Source organism: Sphingobacterium sp. MYb382, from assembly GCF_037572665.1.
In the GTDB taxonomy this organism is placed as follows: domain Bacteria; phylum Bacteroidota; class Bacteroidia; order Sphingobacteriales; family Sphingobacteriaceae; genus Sphingobacterium.
The window spans coordinates 70,862-92,353 of sequence record NZ_JBBGZT010000005.1 but is presented as its reverse complement, the minus strand read 5'-3'; the positions used below and the strand labels follow the sequence as shown (position 1 = coordinate 92,353).

17 protein-coding genes and 1 CRISPR repeat array are annotated in these 21,492 nt (G+C 36.9%); of the genes, 14 read left to right on the top strand and 3 right to left on the bottom strand.

Annotated elements, in window-relative coordinates:
- Positions 1 to 53: 53 nt before the first annotated feature.
- From WH223_RS00410 to WH223_RS00375, 8 genes are all read left to right on the top strand, one after another.
- The gene (locus WH223_RS00410; RefSeq protein ID WP_340045542.1) at positions 54 to 2,060 is read left to right on the top strand and encodes a hypothetical protein; all 2,007 of its coding nucleotides are present in this window, start codon (positions 54 to 56) and stop codon (positions 2,058 to 2,060) included.
- Between the two features lie 10 nt (positions 2,061 to 2,070).
- Complete coding sequence (cas7i, locus tag WH223_RS00405; protein ID WP_340045541.1) at positions 2,071 to 3,099, top strand: type I-B CRISPR-associated protein Cas7/Cst2/DevR; 1,029 nt, start codon at positions 2,071 to 2,073, stop codon at positions 3,097 to 3,099.
- Positions 3,092 to 3,769 (top strand): hypothetical protein, encoded by a 678-nt coding sequence (locus WH223_RS00400; protein ID WP_340045540.1) that lies wholly within the window; start codon positions 3,092 to 3,094, stop codon positions 3,767 to 3,769. Before cas7i ends, WH223_RS00400 begins: the two co-directional genes overlap by 8 nt.
- The gene (gene cas3, locus WH223_RS00395) at positions 3,762 to 6,053 is read left to right on the top strand and encodes a CRISPR-associated helicase Cas3' (protein ID WP_340045539.1); all 2,292 of its coding nucleotides are present in this window, start codon (positions 3,762 to 3,764) and stop codon (positions 6,051 to 6,053) included. The genes WH223_RS00400 and cas3 overlap by 8 nt, the downstream gene beginning before the upstream one ends.
- Positions 6,054 to 6,062: 9 nt before the next feature.
- The gene (gene cas4 / locus WH223_RS00390) at positions 6,063 to 6,572 is read left to right on the top strand and encodes a CRISPR-associated protein Cas4 (protein WP_340045538.1); all 510 of its coding nucleotides are present in this window, start codon (positions 6,063 to 6,065) and stop codon (positions 6,570 to 6,572) included.
- Positions 6,573 to 6,592: 20 nt separating this feature from the next.
- The gene (gene cas1b / locus WH223_RS00385; protein ID WP_340045537.1) at positions 6,593 to 7,600 is read left to right on the top strand and encodes a type I-B CRISPR-associated endonuclease Cas1b; all 1,008 of its coding nucleotides are present in this window, start codon (positions 6,593 to 6,595) and stop codon (positions 7,598 to 7,600) included.
- Position 7,601: 1 nt separating this feature from the next.
- Entirely contained in the window at positions 7,602 to 7,865 is a 264-nt protein-coding gene (cas2, locus tag WH223_RS00380) for a CRISPR-associated endonuclease Cas2 (RefSeq protein ID WP_340045536.1), read from the top strand.
- A 206-nt stretch (positions 7,866 to 8,071) separates the two neighbouring features.
- Positions 8,072 to 10,408: direct repeats of the CRISPR family, unit length 30 nt; unit sequence CCTTTAATCGTACCATGTTGGAATTGAAAT.
- A 119-nt stretch (positions 10,409 to 10,527) separates the two neighbouring features.
- Positions 10,528 to 11,019, top strand: a complete 492-nt coding sequence (locus tag WH223_RS00375) for a hypothetical protein (protein ID WP_340045535.1) — start codon at positions 10,528 to 10,530, stop codon at positions 11,017 to 11,019.
- A gap of 54 nt (positions 11,020 to 11,073) precedes the next feature.
- On the opposite strand, the gene WH223_RS00370 is transcribed toward WH223_RS00375, so the two are convergent.
- A complete protein-coding gene (locus tag WH223_RS00370; protein WP_340045534.1) occupies positions 11,074 to 11,541 on the bottom strand; it encodes a GNAT family N-acetyltransferase in 468 nt (155 codons plus the stop codon).
- Positions 11,542 to 11,610: 69 nt separating this feature from the next.
- The gene (locus WH223_RS00365) at positions 11,611 to 11,967 is read right to left on the bottom strand and encodes a winged helix-turn-helix transcriptional regulator (RefSeq protein ID WP_340045533.1); all 357 of its coding nucleotides are present in this window, start codon (positions 11,965 to 11,967) and stop codon (positions 11,611 to 11,613) included.
- A 66-nt stretch (positions 11,968 to 12,033) separates the two neighbouring features.
- Here WH223_RS00365 and WH223_RS00360 point away from each other — a divergent pair, with 66 nt between their 5' ends.
- A complete protein-coding gene (locus WH223_RS00360) occupies positions 12,034 to 12,777 on the top strand; it encodes an SDR family oxidoreductase (RefSeq protein ID WP_340045532.1) in 744 nt (247 codons plus the stop codon).
- Between the two features lie 396 nt (positions 12,778 to 13,173).
- The gene (locus WH223_RS00355; RefSeq protein ID WP_340045531.1) at positions 13,174 to 13,848 is read left to right on the top strand and encodes a DUF4919 domain-containing protein; all 675 of its coding nucleotides are present in this window, start codon (positions 13,174 to 13,176) and stop codon (positions 13,846 to 13,848) included.
- A gap of 330 nt (positions 13,849 to 14,178) precedes the next feature.
- Here the strand turns inward: WH223_RS00355 and WH223_RS00350 are convergent, their stop codons facing one another.
- Entirely contained in the window at positions 14,179 to 14,517 is a 339-nt protein-coding gene (locus tag WH223_RS00350) for a helix-turn-helix domain-containing protein (RefSeq protein ID WP_340045530.1), read from the bottom strand.
- A 160-nt stretch (positions 14,518 to 14,677) separates the two neighbouring features.
- On the opposite strand from WH223_RS00350, the gene WH223_RS00345 reads away from it, so the two are divergent.
- The 4 genes from WH223_RS00345 (at position 14,678) to WH223_RS00330 (ending at position 21,480) form a co-directional block, all read left to right on the top strand.
- On the top strand, positions 14,678 to 15,799 hold the full coding sequence (locus WH223_RS00345) for a redoxin domain-containing protein (protein WP_340045529.1): 1,122 nt from the start codon (positions 14,678 to 14,680) through the stop codon (positions 15,797 to 15,799).
- A 451-nt stretch (positions 15,800 to 16,250) separates the two neighbouring features.
- Positions 16,251 to 19,280, top strand: a complete 3,030-nt coding sequence (locus WH223_RS00340) for a SusC/RagA family TonB-linked outer membrane protein (RefSeq protein WP_340045528.1) — start codon at positions 16,251 to 16,253, stop codon at positions 19,278 to 19,280.
- A 20-nt stretch (positions 19,281 to 19,300) separates the two neighbouring features.
- Complete coding sequence (locus tag WH223_RS00335; protein WP_340045527.1) at positions 19,301 to 20,872, top strand: RagB/SusD family nutrient uptake outer membrane protein; 1,572 nt, start codon at positions 19,301 to 19,303, stop codon at positions 20,870 to 20,872.
- Between the two features lie 89 nt (positions 20,873 to 20,961).
- Positions 20,962 to 21,480 (top strand): DUF4843 domain-containing protein, encoded by a 519-nt coding sequence (locus tag WH223_RS00330; protein ID WP_340045526.1) that lies wholly within the window; start codon positions 20,962 to 20,964, stop codon positions 21,478 to 21,480.
- Positions 21,481 to 21,492 lie beyond the last annotated feature (12 nt).

Here is a 21,492-nt window from a genome sequence, read left to right as displayed (position 1 = left end):
TGATCTTGTCAAGAAACTGAAGTTTATGATAAAACGTAAAACATTTTAAATTCATGGGAATATTTAAAAATTACACTGGAAATGCTATGTTTAATAACGCTTTAATGACCATTGAGTCTTTAGGGAAGTTAAAAAGTGTAGAAGATATTACTGACGATTTTTTACGAAAACTATATAAGGACACTGATTTATTAAATCTTAATAAGCGGTTGAAGAGTTACACAATGCTCTTTACAAATAATGGATTATTACATAATTCTAAGAGTAAGGATGAACAACTGTATAATGATTTAATGAATGAAATAATTGATTCAAATGATTTTGAAGGTGATAATATTTGTGAAATTTCAGGATTAAGATTTTCGAAAACATTTTCTCAGATTTATACAGATTTATTAATTCGCAAAGGTATTTCAGAGAAAGAGGTATCAAAAAAAGATACTGGGATTAATCGAAATTGGTATCCATTGATAGGTGGACTTGGCTCTGATGCACAAGCTTTACCCCAAGGTAAATTCGCAATACAAATTCATCCTATTTGTGTATTTATTATGCAGTTTTTACCACTGTCGGCCTTTATTTATAACCGTGGAATACTTGTTGTTGACTCTTCCAACACAATGATGGCAAAACGCATCATCGTGGATAATCAGACTGAGTTGTGGAAGCGTATTAAAGCAACAACTTCAAATGAATCTATTGAAAATGTGAAAGATTTTTCAAAAGGTCATTATATATTACAAGCTATTAAGTTTTTAGAAGAGAAAGAATTGTTTGACGAAAGTTATTCGGATTTAAACTTGTGGAGTTTCTCAAATTCAGGTACGGGGGCTAGCTGTGATATAGATCGCGTTCCAAATAGTTTGATTAGAAAACTGATAGCAATAGATAAAGATTCCGGATTAGGAAATGAGTTGAAGAATATATTAATAAACACTAATCTTCAATATGGTTTCTTAGAAGCTTTAGAAGGTAATCACGAGTGGCATTTTTTATATCCAAGTGTGTCTGGATCTGGGAAAAAAGAAATTCGGTATTCTGGCGTTTCCGTGAAATTTTTGGAGGTATATTTTGAGCAAATAAATAATGAAAAATCTATTCATTATGCTAAATATATTGCTGGATTGATAGACCTATATAAAAGTAAATCTTTTGAAAAGTACTTATCAGAAGTTTCAGCATGGAATAGACCTGAATATAGAATCGATTTATATACGGTTTTATTGGAGGCTACGAAAAATGGACAATGGAGTTTGAAACATCATCTTCAAATCTTGGATGATAGAGCTGGATTACCAATAAAGAACAATTATTATAAACTTCAGAAACTTATTCATTACTACTATCAAAAGCAACACTTTAGCTCGGATCTTCCTGCGATTAAAAATGGAGATAGTTCTGAAGTAGAAAAAGCCCTTACATGGATTATTGGACTGGTTCAAGAAGATCAAAAATCCGTAATGATTATTGAAAAATTAAAAAATAGACATAAATATAAAACTGTAGGCTATTCAGATATGCTTATTCGCTCTGTGGCTTTTTGCTCAATTAAATTGGAAGACATTGCGACTGTATTTTATACGGATGTGCTAAAATTAAGTCATTATGGAATCAATGAATTGCTTCATATCCTTTACAATCAGCCAGAATTAGAAATCATAATATCTCAAGAATTAGCTTTATCAGTAGCTAATCCATCGGTTGGTTTTCTGCAAGGATGGTTCGACACTATTGAAAAATTTGCAATTGATTACCAGGCCTACTATTATGCCAAATATCAGCATAGAGATACTAAAAAAGAACCTATAGAGAAATTCAAAAAACTGATATCAAGTATTTCTTTGGGGACAGGTTCATTTATGTTTTGGTTACGGGAAGCTATTGATAATACAAACCAGTTTCTTGCTAATGAGAAAGATGTGTTTAATGATCGATGGACCGATGAGCAATTACTATATAGTCCTTATGGTGATTTACCTTATTCTTTTAGCAAATTGGCTATTAAACTGATTTTAACTCAACAAGCAGCGCGTGAAATTATTCAAAATCAAATAAATTAAAAAAAAATTTATGGCAATATTAAACAATATTACAGGAGCATTATTGATTGATGCTACTGCATCTTTTTTAAATGGAGCAGGAATTGCGACATCTGGCGAAGATAAAAACAGAGTTATTCCAAAGACTTTTAAAGAACGTGTAAATGGCCGATTTGAAGAGGTACCTTATGTTTCTGCACAATCATGGCGTCGTTGGTTGAGAAATACGACTAATGAAGAGAATAGTTGGTCGCCAAGTGTACTTAAGGCTGTAGGAGAGGGATCGGAAAAAGGAACTACCAATAAAATTTCTACGGAATTGAATCCTGTAGATTTTCCAGAGGATGATTTATTTGGTTATATGAAAGCTGGGGCTAAAAATGAAGAAAGTATCCAGCGTACATCTCCTTTTAAAACTTCCATATTAAAGGGAATTAAGAATATGCGTGCTACAAGTACGGATGAAGCTTTTGTACATCTTAAAGAAGGTACGCCTTTACCTTATAGTACTAAATTTTATTCTACGCATTTAGAAGGTTTCTTTAATTTAGAATATGCTCGTTTAGGCGTGTATGATAATTTAGGTAGTCGTCAGGAATTGTCTTTAGCATTAGTAGAACAATATCAAGATAAGTTTAATGAAACTTCCTTGGGTGGAAAATTCAAACGTTACGAACTAAAAGATGCCGAAAGCAATAGAAAACGTAATGCTGCAGGTTTATTAAAAGGTTTAGCCTTTTTAAGAGGAGGTGCTAAGCAGGCTGCTTTTGGATCTGACGTAGCTCCAAAAGTTTTGATTTTGGCTGGCCTAGAATCTGCAAATCCAATTTTCAATAATTTATTTGACGGTTCTGGAGAAAAACCTTACTTAAATATTGAGTTATTGCAACAGCTAGCAACAGACTATAAAGATAAACTAGCGACACCAATATATATAGGTATACGTAAAGGATATTTGCAGAATGAGGAAGAAGTGAATGCCATCGGAGCGGGTTTTGTAGTCGATTCTCCTGTGGGCATTGTTAATCAATTCAACCAGAAATATCTAGCTCATGAATAAAGTCCTAGAAATAGATTTTTCTGGTTGGACTGCAACGCCGCGACTTCCCTTTGTCTTATCTGGGAATGCTGTTTGTATGCATACGCCAAGTTATTCACTTTTGCTGGGGATTATTGGTTGTTGCTTAGGACGAATAGTGAGTTCTGAAGAGCTGGAATTAGGCTTTGAATATAGCTACGATGCTGTTGCTAATGATTTGGAAACGCGAAATCGCTTGGAGTATGATGGTAAGAAGATAAAACCACACAATAAAGGTACAGATGCCTACTCTAGAGAGTTTCATATTGGACCTAAGCTAACCATTTGGATTAATAGGTTGGATTGGAAACCTTACTTTCTTTCACCCATTGGTACTCCGTCTTTAGGGCGTTCTCAAGACCTTTTGAAAATTGATGGTGTACGTGAAGTTGAAATTGTTGCAATTAATCAAGCAGAAATTTCTGGATGTATGATTCCATTTACTGCTGGAATGCAAGCTGGGGGACAGTTAGTTCAATTAGCAGAATCTTATGAAGAAAATGAGGAGATAGGTGCAGGACGAAAGTCCAAGAAATCAGCTGTATTTCTTTCTATCCCATATGATAATAAAGTAGTATTGGATATTCCTAATCTATATCAAACCAAAGGATTTCTTACGCGAAATTTCTATTTGCATTCATTCAATGGCTAGCTCAATTTATTTTGACCAATTTTTTGCTAAAAGTGATGGTGTGACGACTTTGCAAATGCATACAAGTCACGTCATCACTGCTGGAAAAAATCTATTGAAAAGCCTTCCTCTTTCGACCGAAGAACGATACTATTGGACTGGAAAGCTTATCAGATGTGCGGTTTTACATGATTTAGGGAAAATCCACAAAGAGTTTCAAAAACGGCTGCAGGGGCTTGCCGGAGAGCCTATACGACATGAGATTTTTTCATTATGGTTCTGTTTAAATTATCTTGATTTATCTAAAGATGAATTGTTTGCAATAGCAACGCATCATAAAGGAATTGTCGTACGAGGTCAAGAACGTGGCCGACTGGATTTAGCCACGCTGACAAAGTATTTTTCTCCGCTTTTTAATATGCAACAAGAGGTATTTACGGCAGAAGTATTACAAAGTTGGCTTACACTTTTTAAGTTAAATATTCCAGTAGACGATAAGAAATTGTCAGGAACGATACCACTAGATTTTTGTAAAATTTTAATTAGCGGGCAGCAGGAAAATGTTATAGAAGATAGGGTGTCATTATCTTTTATGCGGGCCTTGTTAATTGCTGCTGATCATATTGGGTCGGCAAGGAAGGAAGATGAAATACCTGTTTACAGAAAAATAGATTATGTAGATTTTCAACCTAGTAAAAATGGTGTAAAACATTCTTTTCGATCCTTTCAAAAGCGATTGCAATATATTAAATCAGATGTCATATTACATGCTCCAACAGGTTCGGGAAAGACTGAAGCAGCCTTAAGTTGGGTTGTGGCAAATCAATCTGATAATAGCCGATTATTTTATCTTTTACCCTATACAGCAAGTATTAATGCGATGGTTTCTCGGTTACAGTCTATATATGGAGAATCTGTAGTTACTGCCTTACATTCTAAGACACTTGATTTTTTTTATGAACAATTGTCGACTGAAGTTTCCAATGATGAGAAGGATTATGTTGCAATAGAAAGCGAAGCAAGAACAAAAAAAACGCTTTCCTCTGAATTATTTTTCCCTGTTAAAGTAGCCACGCTACATCAGTTATTAAAAACCTCTTTAAAAGGTAAAGGATGGGAATTGGCGTTGTATGATTATAAGAATGGGTTGTTTATCATTGATGAATTCCATACGTATAATGCATTGCTAACAGGCATGTTACTTAGTACGGTGAAATTGTTTCGAAGTTTGTTTCAAGCGAAGTTTTTCTTTATGTCTGCTACCATTCCCGAATTTATGTTAAATCTAATCATTAAGGAAGTATATGATGGCGATTTTACACGATTGATTCGTCCAGATTATGAGGAAGAAAGTGATAGACTGATTCTAGATCGTAAAAGACATCAATTGTATTGTCGATCGCAACAAACTATCCTTGATCAGATTTTCTTGATACGTGAATATCTGCAACAGGGAAGATCTGTACTAATTATTGTTAATAATGTAAAAACCGCTCAAAAGCTTTTTCATTCTTTTTCTTCGGAAGATTCGATTCAATTATTACACAGTGGTTTTGCAAAAAGAGATAGAACCAAGATAGAAAAGTCCATCACGAGTAGTAATCAATTAGAACGTCCAAATCTGCTTATTGCTACTCAAGCTGTTGAAGTAAGTTTAGATATTGATTATGACGTAGCCTTTATTGAAAATGCTCCTATTGATTGTTTGATTCAACGTTTTGGAAGGGTAAATAGGGCAGGGGGAAAGAAGTATTATCCACTTGATGAAAAAGTGCAACTAGACCATAATACAGTTCCTGTTTATTTAGTAGAAAATAGCTTAGGAAATACCAAGTTTTTTTATGACGAAAATGTACTGGCTGATACTTGGATTTTCTTAAATCAGCTAGATAAGATGGAGTTATCTGAGCAGGATTTAACAGGAGTTTGTAATAAAGTTTATCAAAGTGGCTATAATCTGAATCAGCAAAAAGATTTTCAAAATGGCTTGACTCATCCTACAATTGTAAATTTTGAACAAGATTGGATTGCTGGAAATTGGTCAGATTGGGTAGAAGATTTGATAGATGGGAAAAACCAAAAGATTGATGTACTGTCTGTGGACCTTAGGGATGAATATTTGGATCTAGTTGAACAAAAACGTTTTTTAGAAGCTAACCAATTACTCGTCTCCATATTTAGGTATGAGACCAATGAGCTACATAAATTGGAAACTGCTAATGTTTTAATCGCTTATGATATAGCTTATAATAGTCAGTTTGGTTATTATAAGAAAGAAGAAAGTGTTGAAGATCGATTTTTATAATTTTAACTTATGCTGGTAAATGCTACACATATTGCCTATTTACATACCTGCAATCGCAAGCTTTGGCTGTTTTCTCACGGTATTCAAATGGAACATACGTCCGATATTGTTTCTGAAGGTAAACTGATTGGAGAAACTTCATATTCAGATCGTTCTGAAAAATATACTGAACTGCAATTGGGGAATGTGAAAATTGATTTTTATGATGCACGTAATAAGGTAGTGCATGAAGTCAAGAAGTCTGATAAGGTAGAAGGTGCACATATTGCTCAGGTAAAGTATTATCTCTATCGTTTGCGACAGGCAGGAGTAAATGGTGCTATAGGGATTATTGAATATCCTAAGCTACGCCAGCGTGAAGAAGTTTTATTAGCCGAGAAAGATATACACGCAATCTGTGGATGGGAAGCTGATATACAGCGAATTTGTGAAAGTGATATATGTCCTGCTGTGATTCATGCGCAGATTTGTAAATCTTGTAGTTATCAGGATTTCTGTTATGTTGGAGAAGAGGATTAAGTTGCCACAAAAGCTATAGTATGAAAAAAACATATTACTTATTCAATCCTGGACGGATGAGCCGAAAGGATAATACATTGAAATTTGTTCCGATAGATGAAGATGGAGTAGAGGGCGTACCAAAGTATATTCCCGTTGAAGGTGTTTCGGACCTCTTCTGTTTTGGAAGTTTAGATGCCAACTCTGCCTTGTATAATTTTTTGGGAAAGGCCGGAATTGCTGTTCATTTTTTTGATTACTATGAACATTATACAGGGTCTTTCTCACCTAAAGAATATCTCTTAGCGGGGAAGATGCAGGTTGAGCAAACGAAACAATATATAGACCCGAAGAAGAGAATTGTTATTGCACAGAAATTTGTCTCGGGTGCGGCTTTTAATATGACGAAGAATTTGCGGTATTATATCAATAGAGAAAAAGATTTAAGTCATCTTCTTGAAGACATAGATCGTTATGCGGTACTCATAGCGGATGCCAAGGCTGTAGATGAATTAATGGGTATCGAAGGAAATATCAGGCAAACGTATTATGCGGCTTTTGACGATATTATCTCTGCTGACTTTAGTATGGGGAATAGGGATAAAAGGCCCCCTAAAAATGAAATTAATGCATTAATTTCATACGGAAATATGCTCTGTTATACACTATGTTTAAGTCAGATTTATCATACACAGCTTAATCCAACAATTAGTTTTTTACACGAACCAGGCTATAGACGTTATTCCTTAGCTTTGGATTTAGCAGAAATCTTTAAACCTCTACTTGTTGATCGTTTGATTTTTAGGCTATTGAATAAAAAAGAGATTCAAGCGAAGGACTTTGATCATCAAATAAACAGTTGTTTGTTGAAGGAGTCGGGACGCAAGACTTTTACTCGGGTATGGGAAGAGCGTATAAATGAAACATTTAAGCATCCTGTATTGAAACGTAATGTGAGCTATAAGCATTTGATTAAACTTGAATGTTATAAATTGAGTAAGCATATTTTAGGTTTGGAGGAGTACAAACCTTTTAAAGCACGCTGGTAATATGTATGTAATACTAGTTTATGATATCACTGATAAAAAGGTGGCTAAAATGCTTAAGTTGTGTAGACGTTACCTTAATTGGATACAAAATTCGGTGTTTGAAGGTGAAATTTCTGAAGTAAAACTGCAAGAGTTGCTTGCCGCAGCTAAATTGTTTATGGATAAGGAAAATGATAGCATTATTATTTTTAAGAGTAGGCAAGAAAAATGGCTTGAAAAACAAGTTGTTGGAAAGGAAAAAAATGAGCTCGATACCTTCCTTTAGTTGTCGATGCTGTCTTTTATTACCGATATGTTCTTTGATATCTTGTGAAAAAATATATAAATATTTGATTTTTAGTGTGGTATTGTAGTTGTCGATGCTTAGGGTAAAATCGGTTATTGCTCATCGACTAATTTTGAACTGATAAATGAGAATATGTATCTTTGTTCTGCTTATAATAATAGGCTTTTTTGCTGTTTAATTGACGGCCTTTAATCGTACCATGTTGGAATTGAAATTGAGCAAAAAGGTGATTATGAGGAAGCGGCAAAAAAGCCTTTAATCGTACCATGTTGGAATTGAAATCTCAAAAGCCCGAAGGTAACAAAAAACTAGCTAGCCCCTTTAATCGTACCATGTTGGAATTGAAATTTTCTTTCGCACCATCTTTGCGCTGCTGCTTCATCGCCTTTAATCGTACCATGTTGGAATTGAAATCTAGCTGCGGAATCTGATTGTTGTTGAACAAATGCTCCTTTAATCGTACCATGTTGGAATTGAAATTTGTAACGGTATTGATGAAGTTGATTTAACAAAGCCTTTAATCGTACCATGTTGGAATTGAAATTGATGGATAATAATTAAAAATATTTTTGCATTTACCTTTAATCGTACCATGTTGGAATTGAAATATGGATTTGGGTAATATAGCTAAATTTGATAATCCCCCCTTTAATCGTACCATGTTGGAATTGAAATGAGAAAAAAGTAATAGAAGAAATAGAAAAGGCCGAACCTTTAATCGTACCATGTTGGAATTGAAATTTCTTATGACAGGTACACCAACTGGTGAAATACCTTCCTTTAATCGTACCATGTTGGAATTGAAATTCAGGTGACATTGTCATACTATAATTCAAATAATGAACCTTTAATCGTACCATGTTGGAATTGAAATCTATTTATGGGGCTGCCGAAATCTTGCCTGAGAAAACCTTTAATCGTACCATGTTGGAATTGAAATAGTATACAGGGTAACGGGCGCGCGTGGAGAGGACACACCTTTAATCGTACCATGTTGGAATTGAAATATCTTATTTTTTAACGTTTCGTATTCAGTATACAACCTTTAATCGTACCATGTTGGAATTGAAATTGATGAACTACCGCGCAGCACTAAAACGTATAGCTCCTTTAATCGTACCATGTTGGAATTGAAATTTAGAAACTAACGAATACACCGTTGAAGATGTTGACCCTTTAATCGTACCATGTTGGAATTGAAATACACATAGAACATAATCCAGACCTAGCGAAATCGTTACCTTTAATCGTACCATGTTGGAATTGAAATAGAAGAGAGTGTCACAATGGGAACCCACACTGCCACCCTTTAATCGTACCATGTTGGAATTGAAATGAAAAAAACAAGAGGGAAATATTCTCCGGACGAAGCCTTTAATCGTACCATGTTGGAATTGAAATTAGAAGAAGCTCTATACTTCACTTGTATATCGTGCTCCTTTAATCGTACCATGTTGGAATTGAAATAGACATACGAGCAACAGCTAGCAGATAGTATTCAGACCTTTAATCGTACCATGTTGGAATTGAAATAAATAAGGAGCTTGCAAGAACCGAGCGTATACAAACCTTTAATCGTACCATGTTGGAATTGAAATACTTTAAAGTCAATCAATGCTTCGGATGGAATATTACCTTTAATCGTACCATGTTGGAATTGAAATTATTGTGCTGTTTGACCTGCTCTAGCTTCTCTATACCTTTAATCGTACCATGTTGGAATTGAAATAAAAATATCGCAGAAGCTCGTGTGTTTTCTAAAGAACCTTTAATCGTACCATGTTGGAATTGAAATTTAGCCAAGAGAAACTGCTGCCCTTCCGAAATCTCACCTTTAATCGTACCATGTTGGAATTGAAATAGACATACGAGCAACAGCTAGCAGATAGTATTCAGACCTTTAATCGTACCATGTTGGAATTGAAATAAATAAGGAGCTTGCAAGAACCGAGCGTATACAAACCTTTAATCGTACCATGTTGGAATTGAAATACTTTAAAGTCAATCAATGCTTCGGATGGAATATTACCTTTAATCGTACCATGTTGGAATTGAAATCCTATTATCGGGTATATGGATTCAAATTTTACTATCCCTTTAATCGTACCATGTTGGAATTGAAATTTAGCATCAACGGTCGCTATAGAATTAAATCCCCCGGCCTTTAATCGTACCATGTTGGAATTGAAATTAGGGAAATTTTCGGCGGCATCATCGATGTATATTATACCTTTAATCGTACCATGTTGGAATTGAAATATGGAATCTACTGCTATTTTGAAGCCGGATCAACCCCCTTTAATCGTACCATGTTGGAATTGAAATTACTTTAAAGACGGTTTCCAGCGTTAAACGTCTTTACCTTTAATCGTACCATGTTGGAATTGAAATTACTTTAAAGACGGTTTCCAGCGTTAAACGTCTTTACCTTTAATCGTACCATGTTGGAATTGAAATTATACTACAAAATACCCCTGTGCCTTGGTAATGGACCTTTAATCGTACCATTTTGGAATGTAGCGAACGCACTGCGTTCGCTTTTTAATGAATTTCTTCTTTCAAATTGATTTTTTCCTACCTTAGTTTGTGCGCAATTCATACCGCTACTAATCAATTGTATAATAAGTTATTTCTGTTTTATATGAAGACCAAAGGATTTCGATTTTTTGTTTACGGTTTCATCGTTTTGCTCTCGTTGCTACTTTTAGAGTTTTGTCGAAGAAATGTTGGTTCGTTTGCAGGGGCTTATCCCTTTGCTGAAAAGTGGGAGATTGATTATTCAATAGAAGAAGTAGAAGCAGCCTTAAAAGAGCTTCAACAAAGTGATCCGGCTATTTTTTTTCAGAAAGATAGCCTGGTGTTAAAACCAGATATCTTCGCTTTTAATAAAAGAGTAGATTTTTACTATGCTGATCGACATGAAATCGTTCATACCTTCATCAGAGGTTTTGGTAATAATACACATTTAACCTTAATCAGCTTTAATGATACGCAATCTGGTGTGTTACGCTTGATGAATAGAGACTTTAATTTTTTCGCAAATGAAAAAGAGAAGCAGATTTTTAAAACCCGAATCATAGGACCTATATATAAAATTTTAAATAAAGGGTCGTTAGTTAAATCAGTGAATTAGCGGTTCTATAAAATGGAATGTCGTAGATTGTTTTTTTTTAGGACAAGTATATATTTATGTTTTTATCCACTGAACTTTGATAGCTGATATTATTGATGATTCAAGTCTCGTTTCTGCACAAACCTTAAAACCATTTTTTAGATAAAATTCTAGAGGTGTTTTATAAGGCTTACCATTCATTTTTTTATCCATAGCATGGTCTATACCCCAGCTATTTAATAAAACTTCATCTTCCTTAAGCTTGTTTAGTAGTTGTGTGCCGATTCCTTTACCGTGGTGTTTTTCAGATATAATAATAGCAAACCATCTTTCCTGATCTCGGTTAAATGTTATTGCCCATGCATAAACTTCTCCTGCATCACTAACAAGAAGGTAATGTGCTACGCTACTTAGTTTATCTAAGTAGTTTTCAAAATCATCTCGCGATTTGTAAGCAAGCTTTTCTGGATATTCGTTATTCCATAACATGATAATTTGAGCTTTCTGCTCATTTTTCAGCTTGGTTTGTTTAATGATATTCATTGTCCATTGATCTGTTTATCGCAAAACGTTTTTCTCATGCGTTATAAAGAGCGACATTATTTGTGGTTACTAGACCTTTTTAGCGATTTCTCTTTCCGTGATAACCTCGCGATGTTCACGCCCCCAATCAATCATCGCTTGTATAATTTTACCAAAAGTACGGCTATAGCTGGTTGGTTCATAGGTAATGAGAATAGGGCTGTCATCGTTGACCGTTCTTTTAATCAACTTATTCAGTTCCATATCCTTTAGTTCTTTAGATAGCATACGTGTCGTTATGCCAGGAATACTTCGCTGAATATCTTTAAAGCGTTTATTACCATTGCATAAGGAGCTTATAATTGGGAGTCGCCATTTACCTCCAATAAAGTAAAGGGTATCTTGCAAAGCTCTGAATTCTTCAGAGCGGTCGGGTATTGTGTTCATGGTATACTCGGTTATACTAGCTATAAAAATATGCTATTATAGCGATACCTTTATTAGAAAAATAACATGAATAGATTTAAAAATAAATTAGCAATCGTAACAGGAGGTAATAGTGGTATCGGTTACGCTACAGCAAAAGAGCTTGTGGAACAAGGGGCAACAACCATTATTACGGGAAGACGTAAAGATGTCATCGAAAAAGCTGCACAGGAGATAGGAGCTATTCCTTTTGTCGCCGATCAAGCAAAGCTCGAAGATATTGCATCGCTCTATGAAATAGTGAAGAAGGAGCACGGGGGAATTGATATACTTTTTATTAATGCGGGTATCACCGGAACAATGGAGCTTATCGAAAATGCGGATCCTACAAACTTCGATAATGTGATGAATATAAACTTCCGAGGAGCTTATTTTACGCTCAGTAGACTGATTCCTTTACTCAATGAGGGAGCTTCTGTTGTTATGCTATCTTCGGTAGTAGCCTCCACACACAATGCATCGCGCTCCATTTATCAGGCGAGTAAAGCAGCACTCAATTCCATCGCGAAAACTGCTGCTGCCGAACTAGCACCACGGAAAATTAGAGTTAACATTGTGAGCCCGGGGCCTCATGAAACCGAGGTTTTAAAGAAAATGGGTTTAGATGAAGAAGGTATTCAGCATGTAAATAAGCAATTGATTTCTGAGATTCCTTTGCGCAAGATTGGAGATGCTCGAGATATTGCGAAGCTTGTCGTTTATTTGAGCGATGAACATGCTTCTTTCATCACTGGAACTGAAATTATTGTCGATGGTGGTATGGTACTCTAAGGGTATCTTAAATAAAAGAGTCTAAGTTGATTTCCATGTGCTTAGGCTCTTTTTCTGTCATCTGGAACCTAGCAGTAGTTCTATTCATCTTCCCGAAAGCTTAATGAGTTAAGAATTAAGCTTCCACTTCCAATTCAATGAACTATTCCACTTTCTTTGAATTATTTATAAGGTAAATCCAATAAACACCAACATCTTCAAAAAACTTTCCATAGCCTATTTAATTTTTATAAATCAGCTTGTGTAAATAAAGCTAATTTATCATCTTAGATTAAAGCGCCTAGTTTTGATGTAATAGTTTATTTTTTACAGCAAAACGATAGGAGATGCATGTTGCCTTTATTCCTGTTTTTTATTCAAATCATATGAAAATTAACCTTTAAGATTTAAAAATATATGACAAGAAATATTCTTTTATTACTCGTTTCATGTTTGATTGGCGTGGCTACTTATGCGCAAGAGCGTCAACAAATTGTGGTTCCAGATTTTGATGATAAGTATAGTCGCTATATCAAAGATTTGGAAGCAGGAAATATGGATATTGACTATCAAGATTTTCGCTTCTCTCTGATAGAGAGCCAACAATATGCTGTAATCGTGCAGAAAATGGATCTGTTTAGTCGTCTTAGTAAGAGACTGTACAAAGAAATTGAAGAGGAAAAATATACTGCAACCATGCAAACGGCAAAGGAAATGTTGAGTATTGATTATACAAGTATGATAGCGCATAAAATATTAAGACAAACGTACCAGATTTTAGGAGATACGACTAACGCTATTAAGTATAGAACCATCCAATTCGGGCTTTTAAAATCTATTGTTGTCTACGGAAATGGAGAATCTTGTGCGACGGCATGGCCTGTTGTTCAAGTTGCAGAAGAATATTTTATTCTTAATATGTTGAAGGCTAATTTATTAAAGCAGCGCCTAGGTTTTGAGGAGGGAGTTTGCGATGTTATGGAAACGCAGTTAGAAGATGGAACGCTCAAAACTTACTATTTTGATGTTTCAAAGGTTTTTGAAGGATATGAGAAATTAAAAGAGTTTAAGAAAAATAAACCCGGTTTATAAGGCTACTGAGTAATCTTATACTTCATAAAGTATAAGATTACCTATTCGAATTTTTTAATCCCTTTGAGGTAAGTCTAAGGGATTAAAAAATCTTAAATAACCTTCTTTATAAGGTGGATACAGTAAAGCTTAGCTTTTACATCTAAAAACTGATAATTTGCCTAATGGCTGTATTGTTTTTAACATTTATTATGCAAAATAAGACAGATGAATTGGTCTTACGCTTAAAAGATGTATGACCTTCATTTGTCTCCAAAGCCTCGCCTCATTGTCGAAAGCGTTAACAACAATTAGAGAATCTGGATATTTCGAGGTTTACTTTCAGTTATTTTAATAAAGTCTGTTTTCTAGTAGTTTTTGATAGTAGAGCACATCTCTCTCCAGCTTTTCAATATAGCGATTTCTTTCTTCCAGCACTTTTTCCAGCACGATTGTATGGTCACCGTTATTTTCAATCGGTAAATCCGCTGTCTCCAGAAAATCTTTCCAATTGCTATTCAGTAGTTCCATGATCTTTTCTAATCTATCCAAATCAATTTTCGTAATACCATATTCTATGTTCTGGTAAGTCTTCATGGATATGTGCAACTTATCCGCCATCTCGGATTGCGATAGGTTGTGTTTTCTCCTTAATATTCTAATCTGATCAATTATGAATCTCTTATTCATGAGTATCTCCTTTCTGCACATTTTGGTTAACGTAGTAAAAGTTCCTAGTATAGGTATGAAACCTAGGTTTGAATTATCTTAAAGAACTTTGATATTTGTATTGTCTACTGTAAAAGTATAACATTGTTTTAATAAAAACTACTAAATCCATAGAAATTGTATGAAAAAGAAAATATCCCTCATAGCCTTATTATTTCCAGTAGCAGTTTTCGCACAAGATATCACCTTTAATATAAAAGGAAAATTAGATGCTGTTGAAGTAGGAAGTAAGCTCTTCTTACAATATAGGAAGGGAACAGAGCTCATTAATGACTCGGTAGCGATAAACAAAGGTAGTTTTCAGCTGAATGGTGTAATTAGTGAACCTACACGGGCCACGCTTACCATCAGTGAATCTTTGGCGCAGGCAGCACGTTCACCACGAAAGACTATTTATCTAGAAGGAGGTACTTTAACGCTAACCGGCAATTCATCAATAGCGGAAGCTACACTGGTAGGCGGCCCGATTAATGCCGATGTTAATAAGCTAAATACGTTACTTGCTGATGTCACGGCTAAGAATAAAACTTTGGGTGAACGCTATCGTAATGCTTCGGAAGAGGAGCGGAAAAGTGACGCATTCAGAGAGCAGATTCAAGCGGAGAGCGAAAAAATAAACGAGGAACGTGTAGCTAAGGTGAAATCCTTTATTACAGCACACCCAAATTCCTTAGTCAGTTTAGATAACATCAACAATGTTGCCGGTTATTCGCCAGAGGTTAGTGATGTCGAGCCTATCTTTTTGTCGTTAACACCAGCGGTAAGAAATTCAGCCGCAGGCAAGAAGTATGCTGAATCGATTGAAAAAATTAGAGCTGTATCTGTGGGGAAAGCGGCACCTACCTTTGCACAAGAAGATGTCAATGGTAAGTTAGTTTCCCTAGCCGATTTCAAAGGTAAGTATGTATTGGTCGATTTCTGGGCTAGCTGGTGCGGGCCATGTCGACAAGAGAACCCGCATGTGGTAGCTGCTTATGAGGCATTGAAAGACAAGAAATTTACCGTTTTGGGTGTTTCGTTGGATCGTCCAGGACAAAAAGAAGCCTGGCTAAAGGCTATTGATGATGATAAACTCGCTTGGACACAAGTTTCTGATTTGCAATTTTGGGATAATACCGTTGCTAGACTATACAATATAAGCTCCATACCACAGAATTTTTTGCTTGATCCAAACGGTGTTATCGTAGCTAAGAATCTTCGTGGCGAAGATTTAATAACGAAGATACAGCAGTATTTGCAATAGAACTTTTAGCGGTTATTTACGATGTTGAATAGCCTCCTTTTACACTCAACTATTAACCAACTTAGTATATGAATATTTTTTCCTTGAATAAAAAAACGGGCGTACTCATCGTCTTATACAGTAACCTTAACGGGATTAAGCGAATGCGCATGTGTTAGCTTAAGACACTCCTTTCTCAGCTTGACTTAGGCTAGCACACAACCGTAGCAGCATTATGTTGGATATGCTTTTTAAAAAATAGGCATGTATTTGGGACCAACTATGCTGTTATAAGGTTAAGCCACTTGTATCACAAATATTTCTATAACCCACTTGTATGTATGCTTCCTACAGCGTGCAGTGGCCATTTTATTTCTTGTTTAGTTGAAAATGGCATAAGCGAAAATATAGCGTTTGAAATTCAAGTGGTCTTAACTTTATCTATCTCTTCTTTAATCTAAACAACAAACAAATGAAACAAAAAATACTATTACTCACCTTATTATTTGCCGTATTTATAAGTAGTATCAGTGCCCAAAATCAAACACGAAGAGTCAGTGGACGTGTGACGGCTGCGGAAACAGGAGCGCCTTTGGCGGGTGTTTCCATTCGTATAACAGCAAGTAGTTTAGCTACGCAAACAGATCAAAATGGAAACTTTCTTATTAACATAAATACTGCGGGCAAAAGCTTAGAAGTTATTCACTTAGGCTATGCTCCGCAAACTATTCCTTTAACGGCTTCTCAAGTTTATAATATTGCCCTAAATGCTACAGATGCATCTCTGCAAGAGGTTGTTGTCTTAGGCTATGGAACACGTGTGAAAGCCAAAGAGTTTGGTGGTTCATCCGTTCGTGTAGCGGGAAAAGATTTTGAAAATCAAGCGATAACATCCTTCGAAAAGGCCTTGCAAGGGCGTGCAGCAGGGGTGGTGGTACAATCCAATAACGGTATCCCTGGAGGGGCAATCAACGTACAGATTAGAGGTGTAGGCTCCTTTAATGCTGGCACAGACCCTTTGTATGTTGTCGATGGTGTGCAGCTTACAGGCGGAACGTTTTCGGGATTCACGCAGGGTAATAGCCTAGCGGGGATTAACCCGAATGATATCGAGTCGATTGAAGTATTGAAAGATGCTGCTACAGCCTCCATCTACGGTGCGCAAGCAGCAAATGGCGTTGTATTAATCACGACAAAAAGTGGAAAGGCTGGAAAAACGAAATTTAATGTCAATGCCTATACGGGAACAGCTAGTGCTATTAAAAAATATGATGTTTTAAATACGCAAGAATATATCGCTTTGCGTACAGAAGCATATACCAACGCAGGCGTTGCAAATCCATTACAACGTGTTTTGCAAGAGATTGGTAAATCTTCGACATTGACAGCAGCCGAAATTGCTGCTTTGCCAACCTATGATTGGCAGGATGAAGTTTTCCGCAAAGGGACCGTTCAAAACTATGAATTGTCAGCACGTGGAGGAAATGAAAAAACAACTTTTTACCTATCCGGTTCATACAACAACCAAGATGCAATATTGTCGGTAGCCGATTTTAAAAGAGGTACTTTTAATTCCAAGCTCGACCATAAAGCGAATGATCGCCTGTCCTTCAACAGTGCGGTGAACTTAAGTACCTTTAAACAAAGAGGTCCCTATGCCACATCGGGTTCATTTTTTAGCAACCCTTCTTGGGGAGCAGCATTAATTCTTCCTTCCAATCCTATTTATAATGAGGATGGGACCTATTTTGGTGCACCTGGTTCGGGACAAGCTTTCCCCGGATTATCATCAAATAACGTTGCGTTGAGTGACCACTACAATGTGGGCTACCAAACGACGAACAACCTTATCGGATCGGTGAGTGCTACGTACAAAATATTACCTGAATTATCTTTTAAATCGTTCTATTCCCTTGATTATAGAATTGCAACAGGTAAACATTTTAATTCACCGTTGACGTATGACTCGTATGCGAGAAAAGGTTATGGAGAGGTGTTTACAGACTGGAAGTCGACATTTTTGACGAACCAGACGTTGAATTATGATAAAGCTTTTAATCAGAACAATACTTTTAGCGCCCTTTTAGGATTTGAATATAAAGCATATGATACCAATCAAATTTATGCGATGGGAGATGGCTATCCGTCGCCATTATTGGAGAATTTGGGTGCTGCGGCCAATCCTTTAAGTGTGAATGAGTCCTGGAGCGGCTACCGATTAATCGGTTCTTTCGCCAGAGCACAATATTCTTATAAAAGTAAGTATGTTATTAGCGGTACTCTTCGTTATAGTGGGTCGTCTCGATTCGGAATTGATAGCCAGTTTGGCTGGTTTCCAGGAGCAACTTTAGTATGGAATATTGCTGATGAGGAATTCCTGAAGGATACACGTTGGATTAACCTATTGAAGTTTAGAGCGAGTGCCGGGTCTGTAGGTAACGACGCTATCGGTAACTTCGCCTCGCGTGCTCTTTATGGCAGCTCCGGAATTTATGCTGGACAATCAGGGTTGGCGCCGAGCAATTTAGCAAATCCAGCCTTGAAATGGGAAAAGATTACGACTTATGATTTAGGTCTTGATTTTGGCTTTTTTAATAACCGACTAACAGGTTCGGCTGGCGTTTATTTGAAACGGAGTACAGATTTGCTGTTGGCACAACCATTACTATCGACTTCGGGCTACAGCACCATCACGACCAACGTAGGTGCCTTGGATAATAAGGGTATAGAGGTCGAGTTGAATAGCGTAAACGTAAATGCAGGTGGTTTTAAATGGAGCAGTAACTTCAACTTTACCTACAATAAAAATGAGGTTAAGAAGCTTTATGGTGGCTTGACAGAACTTCCAACAAATCCAGCAATTAGAATAGGATGGGATACTGGCGCTATTTTCTCCTATGAATATGCCGGGGTAAATCCAGCAACCGGACGTAACTTCTATTATGATGTGAATGGTGATATCACCTATGCGCCATCGGCTGCTGATCGTAAATATATAGGCTCAACCTTACCGAAGTATACTGGTGGATTTACGAATAATTTCTCTTATAAAGGGTTTGATTTAAGTGTATTATTCCAATACCAGTACGGTAGATATCAATTGGATGGACAGGAGTCTTTCTTGTCAGAAAATGGTGCTCGTGCATTCAACACCTTGCGTGACGTTGCCGATAGAAGATGGACTACACCAGGCCAAATTACCGATGTGCCACGCCCTTATAATGGCAGTATTGAACCGCAAGGGGTGTCTAGTACTTTCGCATCGAGCTATTTATATAAAAAGACCGATTATATCCGTTTGAAACATGTCGAATTATCTTATAGTTTCCCGAAAGCATGGATTGAGAAAGCCAAATTTGAGTCTATTCGAATTTATGTTCAAGGAACGAATCTATGGACATACAGTGATTGGGCTGGCTATGACCCAGAGTTTTATAGCACGGCAACAGGGATTATTCCTCAATCGAAAAATATCACCTTCGGCGTTCAACTTGGATTATAAAATTTTAGAAAGGATACAACATGATTTATAGAAAATTTAATAGAAATATATGGGTTCTTATCGCTGCAGCTAGCCTTGCGACGGCAGGATGTAAAAGTTCAATTGAGTTAAACCCTAAAGATAGTATCGATGCTAGTATCGCATTGACTTCTAAAGATGGAATTAATGCAACCATTACTTCGGTATATGCTACCCTTAAGGGCGAGGTATTTTATGGTAATCGATTAATCGGGGTGCCAGAAGCATTGGCTGATAATGGTCGTGCCACACAAAATACAGGCCGTTATGTAGGGGAAGCTCTTAATACAAGAGGTAGCCATTTTAACCAGTGGTCGGTAGCGTATAATGCACTTAACCGCATAAACTTGGTGTTAGAAGCTGTGCCGCCGGTAAGTGGAACAGGTATTTCGGAGGCCGATAAGACAAAATGGGAAGGTGAATTGAAGTTTTTACGCGCCTTATACCATTTTGATTTAGTACGTACCTATGCTTACATTCCTGGAGCTGTTATAGAAGCGCAGAATAAAGGGGGAGTACCTTTGATTTTGAAAGCTATTTCTACGGCTGAAGGTGCTTTAAATGCGAAGACACCACGTGCGCCCATAGCAGAGGTTTATGCTTCTATCTACGCTGATTTGGAAGATGCAATTACAAAGTTACCAAATCTAGGTGGCTCACCTGCTAAAGCCAATAAACAAGCGGCACAAGCGCTACTTATCCGTGTGGCTGTTTATAATAAAGATTGGACTAAAGTTGTTTCTCTAGCTAATGAATTAATTACCTCGACAGGAGCTAAGCTGTTGACGGCTAGTGGTTATTTTGCTGGATTTACGTCCGCTGTAAATCCGGAGTCACTTTTTGAAGTTACCTCGGCCACACAAGCAGAGACGTTAGGTGTGAATTTATCGTTGCAAACCCTGTTTTCTACCCTGACGGCACGCTCGGCAGCTCCTGATAATAATTTTACGGACAATTTTGTGGGTAGAGATCCTTCCTTGCCGCTGAAGCCAGCAGCTGGTGGTGGCGACTTGGTGCCAACAAATGACCTCTTGACGGCTGTAGGTATTACGGTGATTAACAACGGTGGACGTGCCGCTCAAATAACAAGTAGAAGTGCTGATGTGCGCAACCGCTTGTTTGAAATCGGTGGCTCCAACAGAACAAACGGTCCAAATGTGGAAGTAACCAAATTTTTGGGTAGAGGTGGTGCCGTAAACGTAGACAATGTACCGGTATTAAGAATTGCAGAAACATACCTTAGCCGTGCCGAAGCTTATGCAGAAGCTGGTGCACAACAAAATCTAACGGCAGCCTTAGCAGATATCAATACCATCCGTACAAACCGTGGATTGACCGCATTGACTGGCACCTTTACTTCCGCGCAATTACTGAATGAAGTGTTGTTGCAGCGTCGTGTAGAATTTGCTTTCGAAGGCCACCGTTTCTTCGATTTGAAGCGTCGTGGATTGGATATTCCGAAGCCAAATACAAACTCTGTATTTAGCTTTAACAGTTACCTGTTGTTGCCATCTATCCCATTGGCGGATGTGGATGGAAGCTTTGGCGATATTCAACAGAATTTCGGCTATTAATGGTAACGAGGTATTCACAAATATGTGGTGTAGAGCATGAGCATAACACGGTTATGTGCATGATTATCCAAAATTTAAAATAAGAAATAATGAAAAAAGGATTAATTAAGATATTGACATTAGTACTTTCTACGTGGACACTTGTATTTTCTTCCTGTGCGAAAAACGATGAAATACTATACAACGGCTCGGTAGTGGAGTGGGATGGAGCAACCTATAATGCACGCTCTTCTGGTAAGGAGTATACCTTATTTACACGTGTGCCACTATATGGAGGGGCTGTTAATAACAACCAACCCTTGTTGACAAGAAAGTCTGGAACGGTGAAGCTTCGTGTCAACTTAGTGGGGACACATCGTGCAGCAGCCACAGAAATCAGTTACCGTGTGGTAGATACCGAAACAACGGCTGTCGCGGGAACGCATTATACCACGGATAATAAGGTGGTGATCCCTGCAAATAGCAGTTTTGCTGAAGTCGAAGTTAAGATACTCGATGCTGGTGCTGCCGCAGGCGTGAAAACGCTGGTTTTGGAATTAACGGGCAACACCGAAATTCTGCCTAGTAATCGCCATAAGCAGATTGGACTATCGATAAATCAGCAATAAAATGCTTCCTTA

Excerpts from the sequence above, each read along its gene's own strand:
- cas3 (WP_340045539.1), top strand. The coding sequence starts at position 3,762 with ATGGCTAGCTCAATTTATTTTGACCAATTTTTTGCTAAAAGTGATGGT.
- WH223_RS00345 (WP_340045529.1), top strand. The coding sequence starts at position 14,678 with ATGAAAAAGAAAATATCCCTCATAGCCTTATTATTTCCAGTAGCAGTT.
- WH223_RS00355 (WP_340045531.1), top strand. The coding sequence starts at position 13,174 with ATGACAAGAAATATTCTTTTATTACTCGTTTCATGTTTGATTGGCGTG.
- WH223_RS00360 (WP_340045532.1), top strand. The coding sequence starts at position 12,034 with ATGAATAGATTTAAAAATAAATTAGCAATCGTAACAGGAGGTAATAGT.
- cas2 (WP_340045536.1), top strand. The coding sequence starts at position 7,602 with ATGTATGTAATACTAGTTTATGATATCACTGATAAAAAGGTGGCTAAA.
- cas4 (WP_340045538.1), top strand. The coding sequence starts at position 6,063 with ATGCTGGTAAATGCTACACATATTGCCTATTTACATACCTGCAATCGC.
- WH223_RS00410 (WP_340045542.1), top strand. The coding sequence starts at position 54 with ATGGGAATATTTAAAAATTACACTGGAAATGCTATGTTTAATAACGCT.
- WH223_RS00370 (WP_340045534.1), bottom strand. The coding sequence starts at position 11,541 with ATGAATATCATTAAACAAACCAAGCTGAAAAATGAGCAGAAAGCTCAA.
- WH223_RS00400 (WP_340045540.1), top strand. The coding sequence starts at position 3,092 with ATGAATAAAGTCCTAGAAATAGATTTTTCTGGTTGGACTGCAACGCCG.
- cas1b (WP_340045537.1), top strand. The coding sequence starts at position 6,593 with ATGAAAAAAACATATTACTTATTCAATCCTGGACGGATGAGCCGAAAG.
- WH223_RS00350 (WP_340045530.1), bottom strand. The coding sequence starts at position 14,517 with ATGAATAAGAGATTCATAATTGATCAGATTAGAATATTAAGGAGAAAA.
- WH223_RS00375 (WP_340045535.1), top strand. The coding sequence starts at position 10,528 with ATGAAGACCAAAGGATTTCGATTTTTTGTTTACGGTTTCATCGTTTTG.
- WH223_RS00335 (WP_340045527.1), top strand. The coding sequence starts at position 19,301 with ATGATTTATAGAAAATTTAATAGAAATATATGGGTTCTTATCGCTGCA.
- WH223_RS00365 (WP_340045533.1), bottom strand. The coding sequence starts at position 11,967 with ATGAACACAATACCCGACCGCTCTGAAGAATTCAGAGCTTTGCAAGAT.
- WH223_RS00330 (WP_340045526.1), top strand. The coding sequence starts at position 20,962 with ATGAAAAAAGGATTAATTAAGATATTGACATTAGTACTTTCTACGTGG.
- cas7i (WP_340045541.1), top strand. The coding sequence starts at position 2,071 with ATGGCAATATTAAACAATATTACAGGAGCATTATTGATTGATGCTACT.
- WH223_RS00340 (WP_340045528.1), top strand. The coding sequence starts at position 16,251 with ATGAAACAAAAAATACTATTACTCACCTTATTATTTGCCGTATTTATA.